Genomic DNA, 20,809 nt, shown 5'->3' with positions numbered 1-20,809 from the left:
ACGCTCTCTCCGGCTTCCAACATACGAGACCACCATGACCACCCGCATCCGCAACGCCGACATCGTCATCGCCTATGACAAGGCGGCCGACGACCATGTCTACCGCCGCGACCTCGACGTCGTCTTCGACGCCAGCGGCATCCTGCATCTCGGCGAAGGCTACATGGGCGAGGTCACGCGCGAGATCGACGGCAAGGGCTTCATGGTCATGCCCGGCCTCGTCGACATCCATTCCCACCCGTCGAGCGAGCCCGGCAACAAGGGCATGACCGACGAGGTCGGCACGCCGAAGCTCTACAATTCCTCGCTCTATGAATTCCTCTGGCTGTTCCGCGCCGATGCCGAGGGCATCCCGCATCTCAACCATGTCGCCTGGTCGGAACTGCTGATGTCCGGCACCACCACGCTGGTCGACCTCTCCTTCTCCAGCGAGGGCTGGCTCGACCGCGCCGCGGCGAGCGGGCTGCGCATGGTCATGGCGCCGATGTATCGCAACGGCCGCTGGTTCACCCGCAACGGCTATACCGTCGAGTACGAGCTCGACGACGCAGCCGGCCGAAAGGCGATGGAAGAGGCGTTCAAGATCATCGACGCCGCGCTGGCCCATGAATCCGGCCGGCTCTCGGGCCTCGCCTGCCCGGCGCAGATCGACACCTGCACGGAGGAACTGTTCCGCGCCTCGATCGCCGCCGCCGCCGAGCGCAACATCCCGATCCAGACCCATGCCGGCCAATCGATCAGCGAGTTCCATGAGATGGTCCGCCGCAGCGGGCTCTCGCCGATCCAGTGGCTGGACAGCGTCGGCTTCCTCGCGCCCAACGCCTCGATCGCCCATGCGATCTTCCTCGACGACCATCCCTGGGTGCGCTGGCCGACGCGCACCGATCTCGCCCGCCTGGCCGAGACCGGCACCTCGGTCGCGCATTGCCCGACGGTCTTCGGCCGGCGCGGCTTCACCCTGCGGGATCTCGGGCGCTACCTGAAGGCCGGCGTCAATATCGGCATCGGCACCGACACCTTCCCGCACAACATGCTGGAGGAATTGCGCCATGCCGGTGTCTATGCCCGCATCACCGGCGAGAGCCATGCGGTCGTGACCACAGGACAGGTTTTCCGCGCCGCGACCTTGGGCGGGGCGAAGCTGCTCGGCCGCGACGATATCGGCCGCCTTGCCAAGGGCGCGCAGGCCGACCTCGTCATGGTCGACCTGACCCATCCGATGATGCGCCCGACCCGCGACCCGCTGAAGAGCCTCGTCAACGCCGCCGCCGACCGCGCCGTCTCCCATGTCTTCGTGCAGGGCAAGCAGGTCGTCGCCGACGGCAAGGTGCTGACCATGGACTACCGGGCGGCTTCCGATGGGCTGGAGCAGGCGCAGCGCCGCGCGCTCGCAAAAGCCTCCTCGCTCGACTGGGCCGGGCGCTCGGTCGACGAACTCTCGCCGCCGAGCCTGCGCTGGGCGTGAGGCCGAGAGGTTGGCATATGATTTGCTGACCGAATAGAGTGCCCGCACTCTATTTGGATCGATCATATGAACCTTCGCCAGATCGAGCTTCTCCGGGCCGTCGTCCGTTGCGAGACGACGGTTCGCGCCGCACAGGAACTGGGGCTGTCGCAGCCGGCTGTCAGCAATGCGATCAAGCATCTCGAAAGCCAGGTCGGCTTCCCGCTGTTCGAGCGCGTCAACAACCGCCTGTTTCCGACGGCCGAGGCCCGCGCTCTCTACGAGGATTCCGAGCCGATCTTCGCCCTGCATGCGGCCCTCGAGGCCAGGGTGCAGGATATCAAGGAGAACCGAGCCGGCCATATCCGCATCATCGCGACGCCACCGCTCGGCTATGGCGTGCTGCCGGCAGCCTTGCGCAATTTCCTCGTCAAGCGGCCGAAGGTCCGGGTCTCCTTCGACGTCCGGCGCTTCGAGCATGTGCTGGAGAGCGTCGAGAACGGGACCGCCGAGCTCGGCTTCGTGATGGGGCTGGACGACGATCGCGGGCTTGATGCGGAGACGTTCTTCACGGGCAACATGGTCTGCGTGATGCGCCCCGACCATCCCCTGGCCGCGAAACCGGCGATCACGCCGGAAGACCTGCGCGAGGTGCCCTATATCGCCCTCGAACAGGGCACCCGCATGGGCACGATCGTTCGGCGGGCCTTCGCCCAGGCCGATGTCCCGTTCCGGTTCTCCGTCGAGGTCCGCTATTGCAACACGGCCTGCGTCCTGGCGGAAAGCGGTGTCGGCGTTGCCGTGGTCGATCCTCTCTCTCCCGTCTTTTCCGGTCATTACGACCTCGCCATCCGTCCCTTCTGCCCGGCGTCCAAGGTGACCGCTTCGGCCGTTCGTTCGCGTAAACGTCCAATCTCGCGCGCTGCCGACGCCTTTCTGCGCGAGGTCCGGCTGGTTGCAGCCGAAACGGCCGCGAAGCTGAGTGGGGTCTGACCGAATGGCGCGGTATTCAACCGGCAAATGCCGCCCCTGAAATCGTCATAGCAGCGGCGATTGTCTTGGCGGGCGCACCGCCGCAAGGTTCGGGCGACACACACCAGTCCTCGGCTGCGCCCTGGATTGCGCAGGGGCTCCGTATGCTGAATCGCCGCCATTTCATCGCGGGCACCGCCGCCGCCTCGCTCGTTAGCCCCGCCCTTGTTCGCGCAGCCTCCACGACAAGCCTGCGCTTCATCCCGGTGATCGATCTCGCCTTTCCGGACCCCGTCTATGCGACGGCACAGGTGTCTCGAACACATGGCTTCATGGTGTTCGACACGCTCTACGGCATGAACACCAGGCTCGAGGTGTCTCCTCAGATGGTCGAGGGCCACACGGTCGAGGATGACGGCAAGCTCTGGAACCTGACCTTGCGCGAGGGCCTGTTCTGGCATGACGGTGAGAAGGTCATGGCCCGCGACTGCGTCGCCAGCATCCGGCGCTGGGCCAGGCGCGACGCCGCTGGCGACGCGCTGATGCAGGCGACCGACGAGCTCTCCGCTCCCGACGACCGCACCATTCGGTTTCGGCTCAAGGCGCCCTTTCCCTATCTGCCATACGCACTCGGCAAGGTATCGGCACCGGTTTGCTTCATGATGCCGGAGCGCCTGGCGGCTACCGACCCCTTCAAGGTCATTCCCGAGGTCATCGGCTCCGGCCCGTTCCGCTACAAGGCCGACGAGCGCGTGCCCGGCGCCCGCAACGTCTATGAACGATTCGCCGGCTACAGGCCGCGCGAGGCCGGAACGGCAGACTGGACCTCCGGCCCGAAGATCGTCCATTTCGACCGTGTCGAGTGGACCACCATGCCGGATGCAGCCACCGGAACCTCCGCCGTTCAAGCCGGCGAGCAGGACTGGCAAGAGGCCATGCCTCATGACCTGATGTCGGTCGTCGCAGCCAACAAGGCCGTGCGCACGTCGGTGCTCGATCCGCTCGGCTTCACCTGCCAGATGCGCGTGAACCATCTGCAGCCGCCCTTCGACAACCCGGCGATCCGACGCGCATTGCTCGGCGCGATCGACCAGGAAGCCTTCATGATGGCGGTGGCCGGCGACGATCCGGCCTTCCGGCAGGTGCCGCTGGGCTACTTTACACCTGATACGCCCATGGCCAGCGAGGCAGGGCTCGATGTTTTCCGCGGCAAGCGCGACTATGACAGGGTCAAGCGCGAGCTGAAGGAGGCGGGCTACAAGGGCGAGAAAGTCGTGTTGCTGGTGCCGGCCGACTCGCTCGCCCAGAAGCCGCTGGGCGATATCGCGGCTGATGTCATGCAGAAGGCGGGCATGAACGTCGAGTATACTGCGCTCGATTTCGGATCGGTGCTCAAGCGCCGCGTCAACAAGGGCCCCTCCGACCAGGGCGGCTGGAACGCCTTTGTCGGTAATTGGCAGGGCATCGACTGGCTCAATCCGCTCGTTCACTCGACCTTGCGCGGAGATGGCGCCTTTCCGGGCTGGGTCAAGAGCGAGAAGATCGAGGCTTTGCGTGTGCAATGGCTGGCGACCGGCGACATCGCTGCGCAGAAACGCATCTGCGACGAGATTCAGAACGTTGCGCTGGAAGAGGTCCCCTACTACCCGATCGGCCAGTACAAGCAGCCGACGCTGTTCCGCAGCGATCTCTCGGGGATGATGAAGGGCACGCCGGTATTCTGGAATCTCAAGCGCAATTGACGCCCAAGGGCGACACGCGAGTGGCAATCGTGAATTCGCCGATCTCCGCGAGGATCATCACAACCTGCCGCTGCGAATGCGATGCAGCTCAATCCCGGCCGGATGCCGGAGCCAACCGACTGGACCGATCATGACCGCTACCGCCAGGACGCCCCGCGACGAAGCCGCGATCGCCCGGGCCGTCTTCGCCCAGCGCGCCTGGGTGGAGAACCTGTTCGACCGGCTGGCGGCCGGAAGCCGCGACGAGCCCGGCGTCACACGCGACACCTATGGCGCGGGTGAGGATTTCGGCCATCGCCTGCTGACGGAGCATGGCGAGGCGCATGGGCTTGCCGTCTCGCACGACTTCGCCGCCAATACCTATGTCACCCTGCCGGGGCGCGAGATGGCGGCGCCGCGCATCCTGATGGGCTCGCATCTCGACAGCGTGCCGCATGGCGGCAATTTCGACGGCGCGGCCGGCGTGGTCGCCGGGCTCGTGGTGATCGAGACGCTGCGCGCGCTCGGCATCGCGCCACGCTGCGACGTCACGGCGATGGGCGTGCGAGCCGAGGAGAGCGTCTGGTTCCAGGTCTCGTATATCGGTAGCCGCTCGGCTCTCGGCGCGCTGCCGGACGGGGCGCTGGAGGCGAAACGCATCGACGATGGCCGTGTCCTGGCCGCGAGCATCGATGCCAGCGGTGGCAGGTCCGAAGCGATCCGCCGGCGCGAGCGCCATCTCGATCCTGCGACGATCCGGGCCTTTCTCGAAGTTCATATCGAGCAGGCGCCGAGCCTGGTCGAATCCGGCCTGCCGGTCGCGATCTGCACCGGCGTGCCGGGCAACTTCCGTTATCCCGATGCACGCATCGTCGGGCGTCACGACCATGTCGGCACGCCACGCCGCTTCCGCCGCGACGCTGCCATGGCGGGTGCCGAGTTCGCCATGCTGCTCGACCGCCTCTGGCAGGAAGAGGAAGCCGCCGGCTTCCCCATGGCCGTCACGCTCGGTCGCTTCCACACCGATCCGGCCGTCCACGGCCTGACCACGGTGCCGGGCAGCTTCGCCTTCAGTCTCGACGTGCGCGCCTATGATCCCGCCGTGCTGGAACGGGTCGAGGCGAAGATGCTGGCTGCGATCTGCGAAATCGAACTGCGCCGGCGCGTGAGCTTCGAACTCGGCACGCGTGCCAGTGCCGCTGTCGGGCCAGTCGACCGCGGCATCTTCACCGGGCTGGAAGCCGCAGCGGCGCGCCAGGGCATTGCGACGATGCCGCTCGGCAGCCCGGCCTCCCATGACGCCGCTGCCTTCGCCGCCGCCGGCGTACCGATCGCCATGCTGTTCGTGCGCAACGAGCATGGCAGCCACACCCCGCTGGAGGCGATGGAGATCGACGATTTCCTCGCCGCTTGCACGATCCTTGCTGATTGGGTCGTGCGAGAGGTCGCCTGAGCCGGCTGGCAATGCCATGTTGAACGACACACCCGCCACTTCGGACACTTCGCGATGAGCCGCCGCCCCCGCATCCTCGTCATCAATCCCAACTCCAACGAAGTGGTCACCGAGGGGTTGCGGCAGGCGCTGATGCCGCTCGCCTTCACCGAGGGGCCGGAAATCCTTTGCGAGACGCTGCGTGAAGGGCCGGTCGGCATCGAGACGCAGGAGCATGTCGAGAGCGTAGCCCTGCCTCTGCGCCGCCGGGTCGAGGCCGCCAGCGACGTCGATGCCTTTGTCATCGCCTGCTATTCCGATCCGGGGCTGCATGTCGCCCGCGAGGGCACGGCGAGCCCGGTTTTCGGCATCGCCGAATGCGGCGTGCTGACGGCGCTGACGCGGGCGGACCGCTTCGGCGTCATCGCGATCAAGTCGCGCTCGATCCCGCGCCACATCCGCTATCTCCGCCAGATGGGGCTGATGGACCGGTTGGCGGGCGAGCGGCCGCTCGAAATGTCGGTGGCGGAGAGTGCCTCCGGCGAAGGCACGCTCCAGCGCATGATCGCGGTCGGGCGCGAGCTGAGGGACGAGGATGGCGCCGGTGCCATCGTCATGGGCTGCGCCGGCATGGCGCGTCATCGCCGGCCGCTGGAAGATGCGCTGGGCGTGCCCGTGATCGACCCGACACAAGCGGCTGTCGCCATGGCGATCGGTACGCTGATGGTGCGCTGAGAAGGGCGAAGGCAGATGACGGCGAACTACGATCTGGTCATTCGCGGCGGCACGATCGGCTCCGCGACCGGCAGCTTCCGCGCCGATCTCGCCGTCAAGGACGGCAAGGTCGCGGCACTGGGCTTGGGCCTTGCGCCCGGCGCCCGCGAGATCGACGCGACGGATAAGCTCGTCCTGCCCGGCGGCATCGACACCCATGCCCATGTCGAGCAGGTTTCGGCGGGCGGATTGCTCAATGCCGATACTTTCGAGAGCGCCATGGCCTCGGCCGCCTTCGGCGGCAACACCACCCTGATCTCGTTTGCGGCCCAGCATCGCGGCCTCGATCTCAGAAAGGTCGTCGACGATTATGCCGGGCTCGCGCGGCGCGGCGCGCTGATCGACTATGCCTTCCACCTCATCGTCGCCAATCCCGACGCCAAGACGATCACGCAGGACCTGCCGGCGCTGATCCGCGAGGGCCATGCCTCGATCAAGGTCTTCATGACCTACGACCTGATCAAGGTCGACGACGAGCCGCTGCTCGACCTGCTGCTGACCGCAAGGCAGAACCGGGCGCTCATCTGCGTCCATGCCGAGAACCACGGCATGATCTCGTGGATGGGCAAGAAGCTCGTCGAGAAAGGCTATGTCGCGCCGAAATACCACGCGATCAGCCATCCGCGCGGCTCGGAGGCCGAGGCTTTCAACCGGCTGATCACCGCGGCCGAACTGCTCGATCAGCCGATCATGATCTTCCATGTCTCGACCGCCGAGGGGGCGCAGGTTATCCGCGATGCGCGCGGGCGCGGCCTCAAGGTCTTCGCCGAGACCTGCCCGCAATATCTCTTCCTGACCCGCCACGACCTCGACAAGCCCGGCCTGGAAGGCGCGAAATGGATGTGCTCGCCGCCGCCGCGCGAACAGGCGGATCAGGATGCGCTCTGGCAGGCGCTGGCGCTCGGCGACATCCAGACCGTCTCCTCCGACCACGCGCCCTATCGCTTCGACGAGACCGGCAAGCTCTCGGCCGGTCCGAACCCGAACTTCAAGCAGATCGCCAACGGCCTGCCGGGGCTGGAGACACGGCTGCCCCTGCTCTTCGATGCGCTGGTCTCGAAGGGCCGGCCCGAATTCGCGGGACGCGGGCTCGAAGCCTTCGTCAATCTGACGGCGACGGCACCGGCCGCAATCTACAACCTGCCCGGCAAGGGCGCGCTCCTGCCGGGCTACGACGCCGATATTGCGATCTGGGACCCGCGGAAGGCGGTGACCATTACCGACGAGGCGATGCACGACCGCACCGGCTTCACACCCTTCGCCGGCCGCAACGTCACGGGCTGGCCGGAGCGCGTTCTGGTTCGGGGTGACGATGTCGTGGCCGAGAGCGCCCTGCGTGCCAGGCCCGGCTCAGGCCGCTGGTTGCGCCGCGAGGGCGGCCCAGCTGCGGCGCCGACCGGCCGGCTCACCGCCGACATGGACCCACGGCTGAATTTCGGCGCGACCTTGCTCGAATGAACGCGCGCTTCCCCATTTGAGCGCAATGCGCTTTGATCGTGTCGTCACGCTCATCGATCGCAAGCGGTGGTAGCTCTCCTCCGTCACGCCGATCGAGCGGATCGCGTCGGCAACGGATTGCCCCTGCGAAACCAGCCCATCGACCAGACGCAGCTTCACGACGATCTCTTCGGGCTTTTGGCGCCTCTTCGGCAGCCCGGTCCTCCCGTCTGCCAAAAGACATCGTTCGGGGTGGACCAATCCAACAGGGATCACCAGGGCATCGGCCCGAAAAGTGGCACGCGGTTTTCGCGTCGCTGTCGATTTACATATTATTGCGCAACCTGGGAGACGGCCGACATCAGCTCCTGTGGGTTCGGCGCTCCAAACATGTATCGGCCACCCTCCGGAACCTCGGTGAAGGACCAGCGCACGATGCCTTGCCGGTCCAGCAGGAACTGGCCGATCAGTTGGCCGAGGCCTGTCGCCTTCATCTGCAGGTCAGCTTCGGTCACTTCATAGCCATCCTGCTTGTCGAGAAATTCCGACGCCTCAAACGGATTCAGCGGCCCCGACGCTCCACCCGGAATCTCGAGCTGCATGCCCCGCACGGCAGCCATCGAGACCTTGTGTGGCCAAGCTGTCTCGTTCTCCGTGAATTCGAGATTTGGCAGCCCAAAGGCGCGATGCGAGGTTCGCCCGGGATCGGAGGCGGCGAGAAGATTGGGGATCGGATGATAGCGGAAATAGAGTCGCGCGCGCTCGATCGGAGTGTTGACCACCGTCAGGCTCTCGACGCCCTTTGCACGCAGATCCGGATCGAGCTGCGCCAATGCCGCGATGTGGCGCCGGCAGAAGGCGCAGTGCAGGCCACGGAACAAGCCGACCAAGACCGGCTTTTGACCCCGAAAATCGTCAATCGCGATCTTGCCTTCGCGGGTGATCGCGTCGAGCACGACGTTCGGCGCCCTGTCACCCGGTTGAAGGGGACCCAAGTCAGCATGTGCGAACATATCCGACCTCCTCCCCGGTCAGTCGAGAAAAGGCAGTATCACGAGCGCTTCCGGGTCGAGCCCGTGCTGGGCGCACACATCCTGCGCCAGGGAAAAGTAACGCTCGGCCTCCGGCAGATTGTCGAGGTCGAGATTGAGCGTCGCGAGGCCATCGTAGCACGGAAAGAGCAGCTGCGGCTCGCCTGTTTCACGGGCCACTTCGAGCGCTTCGCTGTAGAACCGCGCCGCCAGTTCGGGGCGCTCCTGGCACTGGTGGATCTGCCCGAGCACGATCAGCGGCACCGGCAGGTGCTCGCGCTGGTCGAGCGCGCGGTCGATCTCGACGGCCTTCTCGGCTGCCGGAATGCCCTCTGTCGGGCAGCGGTCCGTAAACGTGCAGCAGGCCACCGCCAGATTGGTGAGGAGGCGTGCCTGGAAACCGAGATCGCCGATACGTCGTGACGTCTCGAGGCCGCGCCGGCAAACCTCCATCGCCTGCGCAGGGTTGATCGTCGTGTAGAGCACGCTGAGGTTGGTGTAACCGCGGCAGGCGGCCGCCGGGAGGCCTGCGGCTTCGGCTACCTGGATGCTTCGCTCCACCTCCCGCACCGCTTCGCCATTCCGCCCAAGCCGCGCCAGTGCAACACCCTTGGTGTTGAGTGCTTCGGCGGTTGCAAGCGCTGCGTCGCGCCCGATTTCGGGGGCATCGCCGCCCGTCAGGGCGCGCACGCATGCGAGCGCCTCGTCGGCCCATCTTGCGGCGCGCGCGTGATCGCCAGTCCGAAACGCCAGGCGGCCGCGCTCCTGCAAGAGATGCGCCTGCTCGACCGGTGCATCCGCTCCCTCGAGGAGCACCGTCGCTTCGGCGTAGCGAGCCTCGGCCTTGTCGCGCTTGCCGGCATCCCAGAGCAGCCGGCCGATCTTGCGGAGAATTCGCGCCGAGGCGACGCGATCATCGTTCTCGCGGTATGCCCGCAACACCGTCCTGTAGTGCTCATGCGCCAGCGCACGGCGACCGGTCGGGCCGCACAAATCGGCAATCCGCTCGCTGAGCTGCAACTTGAGCGGGGTCTGTTCCGCCGTGGCCAGAGCCGCAAGCGCCTGCTCGTAGAAGCGCAGGGCGTCGTCGTTGGCGTAAATCATACGGGCGCGATCGCCGGCTTCCCGCAGGTAATGCGCGCCCCTTTCCCGTGCCGCGCTCAGGCCGAAATGATGACCGAGCAGGGTCAGATCCTCGAGGCGCTCAGGGTTCTCGCCGCACAGGGCCTCAAAAGCAGTGGCGATCTGGCCGTGCATTTCGGCACGCCGTTGCATCAGGAGATTCTGATAGATCACGTCTTGCAGCAAGGTCTGGGTGAAGCGGTAGCAGTGCGATGAGAGCGAGCCTGCTCCGGCAACCTTCTCAATGATTTCGGCATCGCAAAGCAGCTCGAGGCCCGCTTCCAGCCTGGCGGGGTCGGCGGTCACCGCCTCAAGAAGCGTCGCATCAAAGCGCGGGCCAATGACCGCAGCTTCCTGCGCAATCCGCCGCACGTCCAGCTGCAGCCGGTCGACACGGGCGAGCAACATCGCCTGAATCGTGTCTGGAATACTGACCGTCGCTTCACCCGTCACGATCTGCCATTGCTGACCGTCGCGCTTCAGAACGCCGAGCTCGATCAGGCCGCGCACGATCTCCTCGATGAACAGAGGGTTGCCGCCGGCGCGGCCAAGGATCCTGTCGGCGAGCGCCCCGGAGGAACTCGCCCAGTCTTCGCCGAACAGTGCCGCCAGCAGGCGACGCCCCTCGGTGTCGCCGAGCGGCGACATCCTGAGTGCGGTATGGCTGAACCGGCTCGAGTGCAGGGGGTCGTTTTCCAGGGCGGGACGATGGGTGACAACCAGCATCAGCCGGGAGCGTTCCAGTCTGTTCATCACGAAACGCAGTGCTTCGAGCGATACCGTGTCAGCCCAGTGCAGGTCTTCGACGACGATCAGCAGTGGCGACAAAGCCAGGCGCCGCTCAAAGATTGTGCAGAGCGCGTGGAGGATCTGCCGCTGCAATTGCTCGGGCTCGACATGCTGCAAGGTCGCGTTGGGGTCGCCCAGGCCGAGCACATGGTAGAGCAAAGGCATCAGGGGCTCCGCCTCGTCGCCCACGATGCCAAGCTCGGTCAGCAAGGCGGCGAGCTTGGCTCGCATCTCGTCCGGCCCATCGTTTCGCATCACCCCGGCCGCGCTGCGCATCACCGCGCCGATGGCGCCGTAGGGTTGTTCGCCCAGCGACGAGCAGACAGCCTGCCGAACGGCAACGTTGCGAAAGCGCTCCTCGCAGCCGATGCGGGAGATGAACTCGTTCACCAGCCGCGATTTCCCGATCCCGGCCTCGCCGACGAGGCGGAGAAGCTGCGCCGAGCCGGCGCAGGCCTGATCAAGGTTCGCGAGCATGCGCTGGAGCTCCGCATCGCGGCCGATCAACGGCGCGCTGAGGCCGAGCACCTCAAGCCCGCGCGCTGCGCGCGGCGAGGCGAGCGGGCTGTCCAGCCGATGCACCAGGACGCTGCCGGCCTTGCCACGAAGCGCGACATCGCCGAGCGATTCATAGGAGAAGGCATGCCGGGTCAGCCGGTAGGTGAGCGGCCCTACCAGCACCTCGCCCGGGGCGGCCAGTGATTGCAGCCTTTGGGCGGTGTTCACCGTGTCGCCGGTGACCGAATAGGATTTCGCAGTGCCGACGCCCAATCCCCCGGCAACGACCGGCCCGGTGTTGATGCCGATGTGAAGCACCAACCCCGGGCTTGCGGAGACGGAGCTTTCGCCAAGCCGTTCAGTGCGGCCAAGCATGTCGAGTGCCGCGCGGAGCGCGCGTTCCGGGTCATCCTCATGCGCGACCGGTGCGCCGAACAGGGCGAGCAGTGCATCGCCGATGAACTTGTCGACGAAACCGCCAAAGTTCTCGACAGCCGCGGTCAATTCGCTGAACAGTTTGGTCTGCAGGGCCTGAACGACCTCGGGGTCGAGCTGCTCGCTGAGGGCGGTGAAGCCGCTGAGATCGGCGAAGAGGATCGTGACCGTCCTGCGATCGGCATCGGCGACCACCTGCGCAGTCGGATGCTCCCTGTCGACCTCCGGAAGCTGTGGCGGCAGTCGGGAATGCAACGCAGCGGTTCGGTCCGGTGCGGGCAGGGCTTGATTGCGGATATTCGTAGCTGTGCGGGTTCCGCATTGCGGACAAAACGTGAAATCCGGGGGGCAAAAATAACCGCAGCTGGAGCATCGCACAGGCTGGCGCGCGCCACAGTTCGGGCAGAACGCAAAACTGCTTTCAATCTGGAAGCCGCAGCCCAAGCAGTCCATCGACCAAGACCCTGTGAGGCCGTAAGGCTTGGCCTTGCCGAACAGCCTTCATAAGGTTGAACCGATAACAATCCGCCCGCAAGCACTGAGGCGCGCGCCAATGGCAGGTCAAAATGCGTCGCAACAGGGTATTCCGCGGGCGTGTCACACACTCCGTTCCGGGCGGCATCCCGACGTCCGGCAAGGGCGCATGCCGGTGGTCTGCTGGGCGATGGGCCAGACCGGTCGACATCCGTTGACGTTCCGGCGCGAGGTTGAGGTCAGTTGTCTCCTTATATTCCCTAGACGAGGTGAGAATCATTGACGCTGAATTCTTGGCCGTTCGAACATCGATAATGAAACTGGACGTTTCAGTGGCGGTAGATCATTCTGCAAAATAGCGTGTCCGCTGCGGAAGCGGGCCGGAAATGATCGAGCCTTCGTGCTTGGGGTGAAAATCGTCAGGCATCACGGTATGACCCACGCGGGCATTGCAGTCGCCTGAGTTGAGGAAGCATCGAGGATATCGATGCGTAGCCGATGCCGATCTGATATCTTTTCCGGCGTTGCCACCAGTGTGGTTATTGGATTGGGGTTCAATTGCCGTTGAATGGGGTTTGGCGATGTCTGGCCCAATTCGATTATTTTCATATGTTTGGCGAAATAGCCGCAAGGAGCAGCTCAGGATAATTTTTATTGTAATGTTATCTCTGCCATTTTATTATATTTCACTTGATCTGCCAAAATATATAATATCAGATGCCTTGCAAGGGAAAGCTTTTCAGGGTGGAAATGATTATACGCGGTTTCTTTATTTTAGCCACGATATTTCGATATTTGGAATCCATGTAAAATTTGACGGATTTGAAGTTAATCGCGTTTCATATCTATTTTTACTTTCGTTTTCATTCCTTGTTCTGATAATTGTAAATGGTTATTTGAAATACATTATCAATATGAGAAAGGGCGCGCTTGGGGAGCGGTTGCTTCAGCGCCTTCGCTTCGATTTGTTCTCGTCCTTGCTTTCGTCGACGCCCGAGCAACGGCAGCGCCTGAAGCCCTCCGAGGCCGCCTCCATCATCAAGGACGAGGTCGAGCCTATCGGCGGCTTTGTCGGAGATGCGTTCGTCCAGCCCGTTTTTCTAGGCGGACAGGCCCTGACAGCACTCGCCTTCATCCTGATGCAGAATGTGCTGCTCGGCCTCGTCGCCGTCGCGATGATTTCTTCGCAGGTTCTCGTCATCCCCCGGTTACGGCGAGAGCAGATCCGTCTAGGCAACCAGCGCCAGATCGTCTCTCGCTCCTTGGCCGGCAAGATCGGAGAGGTGGTCGAGACTTTGGACGAGGTTTCGAACCACGGCACTGCCGCGCTCGAGCGCGGGTTGGTCGCGCAGCGGCTCGAAACGCTGTTCGGCATTCGCTACCGGCTTTACGGACGGAAATTCGCCGTCAAGGCCCTCAACAACCTGATGGCGCAGATGACGCCGTTCATGTTCTACACGATCGGCGGCTATGCGGTGCTGATCGGGAGTCTCGGGATCGGCCAACTCGTCGCGGTGATCGCTGCCTACCGCGATCTGCCCACTCCCATAAAGGAGCTGATCGATTGGGATCAGCAGCGTCTGGATGTCGAATCCAAGTTCGTGCAGGTCACGGAGCAGTTTGCTCTCGCCGTTCCTTCCGCCGAAGTCGGGGCATCGTCTGCAGAGCCGGCCGGGGCTTCATTTCCGGAAGCGGGCGTGATCGCTGCGCAGGGGCTGACGGCGATCAGCGCGACGGGAGACCGGATGCTCGACCGGGTCGCCCTGACCCTGCCGCTGGGCCAACATATCGTGCTGTCTGGAGCCGGGGAAGGCGCCGGCTGTCTCGCGCGAATTCTCGGAGGTCGGCTGACCCCGAGCGACGGTTCTCTCAAGATCGGCGATATCCCGATCGACATGATCTCGGAGGAAGCGCGCGGTCGCAGCATTGCTTATGCCGGTCCGGAGCCGGCGATCCTGGATGGGACGTTGCGCGACAACATTCTCTACGGCCTGCGCGGTCCGGGTTCGGAACCTGGCCGTGACGCGGACCGAATGCATGGCGATGCCGGCGGCGTGTCGGAGGCCCGCTTGGCTGAAGTGCTGCGCGTCGTCGGCCTTTCCGACGCGGTGTTCCGCTACGGGCTCGCCAGCAGGCCCGACCCGAACGAAGTCGCTGCGCTGATCGCCCGTCTCACGGAGATTCGGACGCATATCCGCCAGGTTCTGGCTGCGCGGGGGGCGCAGGCCGCGGTCGAGCCTTATGATCCGACACAGTACATCCATACCGCCACGATCGGGGAGAACATCCTTTTCGGCGTTGCCAGCGATGCCGCGATCGGCGGGGCGAGGCTGGCCGAGCATGAGCTCGCGCGGCGCGTCCTCGATATGCTCACCCTGACCGACGATCTGGCGCTGATCGGCCAGCGCATCGCCGCGACCATGCTGGAAATCTTCTCGGATCTGGCTCCCGACCATCTCCTCCTCGATAATTTCTCCTTCATCGCGGCCGAAGAATTTCCCGTCTATCGCGAACGCCTGGCGCGGGCGGAGGCCGGGCAGATTGACGATGCCGATCGCACCAGTTTCATCGGGCTGTCGTTTCTCTACATCGAGCCCCTGCATCGCCTGGGCCTTCTCGACGAGGCGATGGAACTGCGCATTCTGCGGGCCCGCCAGGCCTTTCGCGCCCGCATGTCGCAGGACGCCGCCCGCATCATCGACTTCTACGACTCCAACGAATGGGGAGCCGCCACGGTCCGGGAGAACCTTCTGTTCGGGCGCGTGACCCAGCCGGGTTCCGGCGTTCGCGAGCGGGTGGACGAGGCCGTCCGCGACGCCATCGTCGAGTTCGGGCTTGACCACGAAATCTACCGGATCGGCCTCGCGCAGCCGGCCGGCTACGCGGGACGCCTGCTATTTCCGGCTGTCAAAACCCAGATTGCGCTGGCACGCTGCCTGATCAAGCGTCCCTCGCTGCTGATCCTCGACAATGCCTTGAGCAGCCTGAGCCCGACCGAGGGCAAGGCCGTCCTGAGGCGCCTTCGCGACGACATGAAGGGCCGGACCCTGATCACGGTGGCGCGCGAATACGACGCGGATGTCGCCATGGACGTTTCCGTCGTTTTCGATGGTGCCAAGCTGCGCCCGGTGCCGGGCCAGCCCGCCGTAGTCGGCGGACTTCCAGTCGAAGATGAGAGCAGCGAGCGGGATGATGTCCGTGCGTTGCGGGCGGTGCCGATCTTCGCCAATCTCGATCTGGCGCGCATCAAGCTGCTGGCCTTCACCAGCGAGCGAACCGTTTTTGCCGCCGAAGACCGGCTGTTCGAGCAGGGGGCCGAATCCGATGCCGCCTATGTCGTGATCGCAGGCACGGCCGATGTCCTGATCGGGCCTCCGGACAAGCCCGTGCGCGTTTCCCGGATCGAGGCGCCGGCGATCATCGGCGAAATGGGGGTCGTCACTGGAGAGGTGCGATCGGCGACCATCCGTGCTACCAGCGAGCTGACCGCGCTGAGGCTCCGCAAAGAGGTGTTCGTGGCCTTGATGGAAGAGTTTCCCGACATGGCGCTCTCCGTCATGCGACTGATGGTCAAGCGCTTGCAGGATAATGTCGCGATCGTCTCCACGCGCGAGCATGAAGGTCCGAGGCGTGGCTGAAACAGCGGGGTTGCTCGACTGCGGCTTCGGTATCCGATTCTGGGGCGTGCGCGGATCGATCCCGGTCTCCGGCCGCTCCTATGAACGCTTCGGCGGCGATACGACGTGCTTCGAGATCCGTGTCGCCGGCCGCCGCGTCATCATCGATGCCGGTTCCGGGTTGCGGCGGCTCGGCCAGGCCATGGACGCTGCGGGGGAGCAGGACGCGACGCTGCTGTTCAGCCATCTCCATCTCGACCATGTCATCGGCCTGACCGCGTTCTCGCCGCTCTGGAGGAGGGCGGGCGAGATCGCGATGTATGTGCCCGCCTGTGCCGCAGCCGATCCCGAGGCGCAGCTGTCGCACCTGTTCGGCGAGCCCTTCTTTCCGGTCGGCTTCGCCCAGGCCCCCGGCAAGGTTCGCTTTTCGCGTTTCGTGCCGGGTGGCGAGCCTCCTCTTCCAGGTCTCGATCTGGCGACCACCGCACTAACGCATGCTCCCTGTGCGGCCGGCTTCCGGTTCCGCTATGGAGGCCGAACGCTGGTGATCCTCACGGATCACGAACATGCTGCCGGCGATCCGACGCAGGAGCTCATCGCGTTCTGCAAGTGGGCCGATCTGATCGTCTACGACGCCATGTGGGATGAAGAGGTCGATTACGAACCGCATCGCGGTTGGGGGCATTCGACCTGGCAGGCAGGACTGCGCCTGCTGGAAGCGGCCGGCGCGCGGCGCCTGGCCTGCGTGCATCATTCGCCGGACCTACCGGATGCGGCGCTCGAACAGCGCAAGGCCGATCTGAGGCGACGTCATCCGGAGAGCTTCTTTGCGCGGCAGGACGATGTCGTCGTGCTCATCGCCTGACACGCTCACGTTTCGCGTGGCGTGAAGCACGATCGGTCTCCAACCAGTTCGTAGCCGTTCAGCGCCTGGGCTTGGCAGAAGGCGTGAAGCTTGCGGAAGCCGAGGCCGCCGAATCGAGCGTCCGCTCGTCGATGACGAGGGCATGATGCGCGAACGCGCCAGCAAGCTCGCCACACTCAGGCCGACCGGGCCGCAGTTCAGGCCGACATGATGGAACGAAGCCCCGCTCCGCCAAGGCCGCTTCGCGCCAGCGCCGATCTCTGATCAGCTTTTTCAACGCTTTCCGCCAGAAGCCGACCTTGACTGACAGTCCGCAAGCCGATGTTCGCAGGTCAGATGCCGCGATCACGACTTCACCCTCAAGGGCGCCGATGGTGCGCGCCCGTAGTTGCTGCCGCACTGGAGCCGCAGCAGAACGCGAACCCGGCGGCCTCCCCGAAGCTATGCCTCAACCTCATCGAAGTCGTGCCAGCGTTGGCCGGCCGTGATATCTAGAGTTGCGCTACCAGTCCATTGTCGGCCTCTCGGGAGAGTACCATGGACGACATGCCCCACGCCGCTTCGACCCTTGCGCCCGCCGCCGCCCCGCAGGAGCCTCCCCCGCATGTCATCCTGATCCAGATGGCGACGGCCGCCTGGGTTTCGCGTCTGGTCTACGCAGCGGCGAGGCTGGACCTGGCCGATCATTTGGCCGCCGGCCCTCGCAGTGCTGAGGACCTGGCCGGCTCGCTCGGGCTCCATGCGCCCTCGCTCCATCGCTTCATGCGCTGCCTTGCCAGCCTGGGTGTTCTCGCCGAGCAGGTGGGCCAGCGCTTTGCCCTGACGGCGCTGGGGGAGGCGCTGAAGACGGGCGCGCCCGGTTCGGCGCGGGCCACCATCCTTACCGCCGGCAGTCCCTGGTTCGCGGGGGCCTTCGACGAAATCGTCTATTCGCTGCAGACCGGCAAGACGGCGTTCGAGAAGGTGCACGGCGCGCCGGTCTTCGACTATCTCGGCCGGCATCCGGACGAGGCCTCGTTGTTCAGCGAGACGATGATCGGCTTCCATGGCCGGGAGCCGCCCGCTGTCGCGGAGGCCTATGACTTTTCGGCCTTCGGCACCATCGTCGACGTGGGAGGCGCCACCGGTAACCTGCTCGCGACGATCCTAGCGCGGCACGAGGGCCCGCGCGGCATCCTGTTCGACCGGCCCCATGTGGTGGCCGACGCGCCGGCCCTGCTGGCGGAACGGTGTGTGCAGGCGCGCGTGGCAATCGAGGCCGGCGACTTCTTCGAGAAGGTTCCCGCCGGCGGCGACGCTTATGTGCTGTCCCATGTCATCCACGACTGGAGCGAGGCGCAGTGCCTCACCATCCTCGGCCATGTCCGCAAGGCCATGCAGCCCGACGGGCGGTTGCTGCTGGTGGAGATGGTGCTGCCCGCCGGCGACACGCCCCATCCCGGCAAGGTGCTCGACATGGTGATGCTGGTGCTGCCCGGCGGCCGGGAGCGAACGGAGGAGGAGTACCGCCAGCTCCTCGCCAAGGCCGGTTTCCGCATGACGCGGGTGATCACGACCAACTCCGACGTGAGCATCGTCGAAGCGATGCAGGGGGCGTAATCAGGGATGCGCTTGGTTCGCGAGCGCCTTTGATTGTCATTGCTTCCGTTCAGCCGATCCGGAAAAGGGTGCGAATCGATAAACAGCCTATCGTTTCGACCCTTGGAGTTGACCGGTTTCGTGAACCGTTCGCGGCTATGGCAGGTCGGTTCATGGTGCAGCCTTTCGTATTCGATGGACGAGAGGTAGCCCAGCGCCGCGTGACTGAATAGCCCCGAGTTTCGTGGACGCCTTCGGGCTACATCTGGTGCTGTCGTTCGAACTCGACGGGTGACAGCATCCCGTTCCTGACGTGCTTGCGCCTCGGGTTGTAGAACATCTCGATGTAGTCGAACACGTCCTGCCTTGCCTCCTCGCGCGTCCGGTAGATCTTGCGGCGGATTCGCTCGCACTTGAGCAGATTGAAGCAGCTCTCTGCCACGGCGTTGTCGTGGCAGTTCCCGCGCCGGCTCATCGAATGCTCAAGATTGTGGTGCTTGAGGAAGGCTGCCCAATCCATGCTGGTGAACTGGGAGCCTTGATCCGAGTGGACCAGGACCGTGGTCTTCGGCTTCCGTCGCCATACGGCCATGAGCAACGCCTGCAGCACGACATCGGTGACCTGCCGGCTCTGCAGGGACCAGCCAATGACGCGCCGGGAGAACAGGTCGATCACCACGGCCAGGTAGGGAAGCCTTCCTGGGTCCTGATGTAGGTGATGTCCGTCACCCACGCCTTGTCCTGCGCATCGACATCGAACCGTCGGGCCAGGGTGTTGTCGACCACGACCGACGGCTTGCCGCCATGAGAACCGGGACGGCGCCGATAACCGATCTGGGCCTTGATCCCGGCTAGCCTTGCGAGGCGAGCGATGCGGTTGGCGCAACTGGTCTCGCCCTGATCCAGCAAATCGTCATGCAGCTTGCGATAGCCGTAGACCCGGCCACTTTCCTTCCAGGCCCTGTCGAGAAGCTCGATCTGGCGCGCATCCTCCCGAGCTCGCCGGCTCAACGGGGTCTTCAGCCAGGCATAGAAACCGCTGGGCTGGATGCGCAGGCAGCGACACATCGCCCGCACCGGAAACTGGCGACGATGCTCGGCCACAAACGCGTAACTCGCTGCTTCGCGCGGCCCTTCGGGTCACTTTGCATCCTTGGCGAAATACGCGGTGGCTTTTTTTAGGATGTCGCGCTCCTCGGTGACGCGTGCCAGCTCCGCCTTCAGGCGGCGGATCTCCGCAGCCTGGTCAACGCTGGGCGAAACCGGTGGCTTCGAGAACTTCCGCTTCCAGGCGTAGAGCGAGTGCTGGCTCACGCCGAGCCGCTTCGACACCTCTGCAACGGGGTAGCCCCGTTCGGTGATCTGCGCGACCGCGTCACGCTTGAAATCGTCCGTAAAATGACCGGGCCCCATCAGGGCCTCCTTGCCTCAAAATTAGGGAAGAAGGCGTCCACAAATCTAGGGGCTATTCACCGACATTTCATTTCCGTTGCGTGCGGTCGCGGCATGCCTCGGGCATCTTGGCCGGTTCGAGGAAGCTCATGAGGTGGTAAAAAGGTATCAGGAGGCAAATCCTGGCATCACTATCGCAAAGGTACAGTCCAGTACGCCCTTTCGCGATAAGGCATTTCTCGACATTTTTATCGGTGGTTTGCGGCTGGCTGGTTGGCCTGAGTAAGCGGCCAGGAGAGCTGGCTCGGGAAAACTGGGCAGGTCGGATAAGTGGAGTTTCTGCCTGAAGGCGGCATGATGGCCGCGACAGGAGAGACCATGACGAGACGACCGCGGCGGAACCACACGCCGGCCTTCAAGGCGAAGGTGGCCCTTGCAGCCGTCAGGGGCGAGAAGACGATCATCGAGCTGGCACAGCAGTTCGATGTTCATCCGAACCAGATCACGCAATGGCGCAATCAGCTTCTCGACGGAGCAGCGGGCGTCTTCGACGGCGAGGCGAAAGCGGCAGTGCCAGCCCCGGCGGTCGACGTGAAGACGCTGCATGCGAGCGACAAACTGCGTTTGCGCTGAGATCGGGGAGCTGACGCTTGAGAACGATTTTTTGTCCGGCGCGCTCGGGAAGGCCGGCCTTCTGAGCGCAAAGCGATGATCGACCGTCAGCACGATCTGCCGCTCAGCCGGCAGGCGAAGGTTTTGGGGATCAGCCGGGGCAGTGTCTACTATCTGCCTCGCGCGGTTTCGGCTGCGGATCTGGCCCTGATGCGCCGGATCGACGCGCTGCATCTGGAATACCCTTTCGCCGGCAGCCGCATGTTGCAGGGCCTCCTGAATGCCGTGGGCCATGTCGTCGGGCGCCTGCACGTCGCCACACTTATAAGACGCATGGGGATCGAGGCGCTCTATCGCAGGCCGAGGACGTCGAAACGGGCGCCGGGGCACGCGATCTTCCCCTATCTGCTGCGCAAGCTGCCGGTGACGCGTCCCAATCAGCCCTGGGCGATGGATATCACCGACATCCCGATGGCGCGGGGCTTCGTCTATCTCGCGGCGGTCGTCGATTGGTTCAGTCGCAAGGCTCTGGCCTGGCGGCTCTCGATCACGATGGACACCGGGGACTGTCCGGGATTTTGTGTCCGGGGCCATAGTGACGCCGATGGAGGGCGCA

Annotated in this window: 11 protein-coding genes and 3 pseudogenes; 10 read left to right on the top strand and 4 right to left on the bottom strand. The window is 64.7% G+C overall.

The genetic code is table 11. The annotated features are described in order from the left end of the window. Positions 1-34 precede the first annotated feature (34 nt). From Q0Q02_RS17935 to hydA, 6 genes are all read left to right on the top strand, one after another. Positions 35-1,465 (top strand): amidohydrolase family protein, encoded by a 1,431-nt coding sequence (locus tag Q0Q02_RS17935; RefSeq protein ID WP_293811365.1) that lies wholly within the window; start codon positions 35-37, stop codon positions 1,463-1,465. 66 nt (positions 1,466-1,531) lie between these two features. Further along, positions 1,532-2,437: a LysR family transcriptional regulator gene (locus Q0Q02_RS17930; RefSeq protein ID WP_293811364.1), complete on the top strand. Its 906-nt coding sequence runs from the start codon at positions 1,532-1,534 to the stop codon at positions 2,435-2,437. A gap of 143 nt (positions 2,438-2,580) precedes the next feature. Then, the gene (locus Q0Q02_RS17925) at positions 2,581-4,158 is read left to right on the top strand and encodes an ABC transporter substrate-binding protein (protein ID WP_293811362.1); all 1,578 of its coding nucleotides are present in this window, start codon (positions 2,581-2,583) and stop codon (positions 4,156-4,158) included. A 130-nt stretch (positions 4,159-4,288) separates the two neighbouring features. After that, complete coding sequence (locus Q0Q02_RS17920; protein ID WP_293811360.1) at positions 4,289-5,590, top strand: hydantoinase/carbamoylase family amidase; 1,302 nt, start codon at positions 4,289-4,291, stop codon at positions 5,588-5,590. A 54-nt stretch (positions 5,591-5,644) separates the two neighbouring features. Next, on the top strand, positions 5,645-6,304 hold the full coding sequence (locus Q0Q02_RS17915) for an aspartate/glutamate racemase family protein (protein WP_293811358.1): 660 nt from the start codon (positions 5,645-5,647) through the stop codon (positions 6,302-6,304). A 15-nt stretch (positions 6,305-6,319) separates the two neighbouring features. Further along, entirely contained in the window at positions 6,320-7,801 is a 1,482-nt protein-coding gene (gene hydA / locus Q0Q02_RS17910) for a dihydropyrimidinase (RefSeq protein ID WP_293811357.1), read from the top strand. A 57-nt stretch (positions 7,802-7,858) separates the two neighbouring features. Here the strand turns inward: hydA and Q0Q02_RS17905 are convergent. From Q0Q02_RS17905 to Q0Q02_RS17895, 3 genes and pseudogenes are all read right to left on the bottom strand, one after another. After that, positions 7,859-7,996: pseudogene (locus Q0Q02_RS17905) on the bottom strand (IS3 family transposase); the annotation flags it as partial. A 116-nt stretch (positions 7,997-8,112) separates the two neighbouring features. After that, positions 8,113-8,793 carry a peroxiredoxin-like family protein gene (locus Q0Q02_RS17900; RefSeq protein WP_293811355.1) on the bottom strand — a complete coding sequence of 227 codons (681 nt, stop codon included), beginning with the start codon at positions 8,791-8,793 and terminating at the stop codon, positions 8,113-8,115. 18 nt (positions 8,794-8,811) lie between these two features. Continuing rightward, positions 8,812-12,108 carry an adenylate/guanylate cyclase domain-containing protein gene (locus Q0Q02_RS17895; RefSeq protein WP_293811353.1) on the bottom strand — a complete coding sequence of 1,099 codons (3,297 nt, stop codon included), beginning with the start codon at positions 12,106-12,108 and terminating at the stop codon, positions 8,812-8,814. A 917-nt stretch (positions 12,109-13,025) separates the two neighbouring features. Between Q0Q02_RS17895 and Q0Q02_RS17890 the strand changes: the two genes are divergently transcribed. The 3 genes from Q0Q02_RS17890 (at position 13,026) to Q0Q02_RS17880 (ending at position 18,210) form a co-directional block, all read left to right on the top strand. Then, on the top strand, positions 13,026-15,767 hold the full coding sequence (locus Q0Q02_RS17890) for a cyclic nucleotide-binding domain-containing protein (RefSeq protein WP_293811351.1): 2,742 nt from the start codon (positions 13,026-13,028) through the stop codon (positions 15,765-15,767). Further along, positions 15,760-16,611: an MBL fold metallo-hydrolase gene (locus Q0Q02_RS17885; RefSeq protein ID WP_293811350.1), complete on the top strand. Its 852-nt coding sequence runs from the start codon at positions 15,760-15,762 to the stop codon at positions 16,609-16,611. Before Q0Q02_RS17890 ends, Q0Q02_RS17885 begins: the two co-directional genes overlap by 8 nt. A 537-nt stretch (positions 16,612-17,148) precedes the next feature. After that, positions 17,149-18,210 carry a methyltransferase gene (locus Q0Q02_RS17880; RefSeq protein WP_293811348.1) on the top strand — a complete coding sequence of 354 codons (1,062 nt, stop codon included), beginning with the start codon at positions 17,149-17,151 and terminating at the stop codon, positions 18,208-18,210. Positions 18,211-18,448: 238 nt separating this feature from the next. Here Q0Q02_RS17880 and Q0Q02_RS17875 read toward each other — a convergent pair. Next, positions 18,449-19,602 (bottom strand): annotated as a pseudogene (locus tag Q0Q02_RS17875) (IS3 family transposase). 357 nt (positions 19,603-19,959) lie between these two features. Here Q0Q02_RS17875 and Q0Q02_RS17870 point away from each other — a divergent pair. Continuing rightward, positions 19,960-20,809 (top strand): annotated as a pseudogene (locus tag Q0Q02_RS17870) (DDE-type integrase/transposase/recombinase); the annotation flags it as partial.

This window comes from uncultured Allobosea sp. (genome assembly GCF_945956895.1).
Lineage (GTDB): Bacteria > Pseudomonadota > Alphaproteobacteria > Rhizobiales > Beijerinckiaceae > Allobosea.
This window is presented reverse-complemented; position numbering and strand designations above follow the sequence as displayed.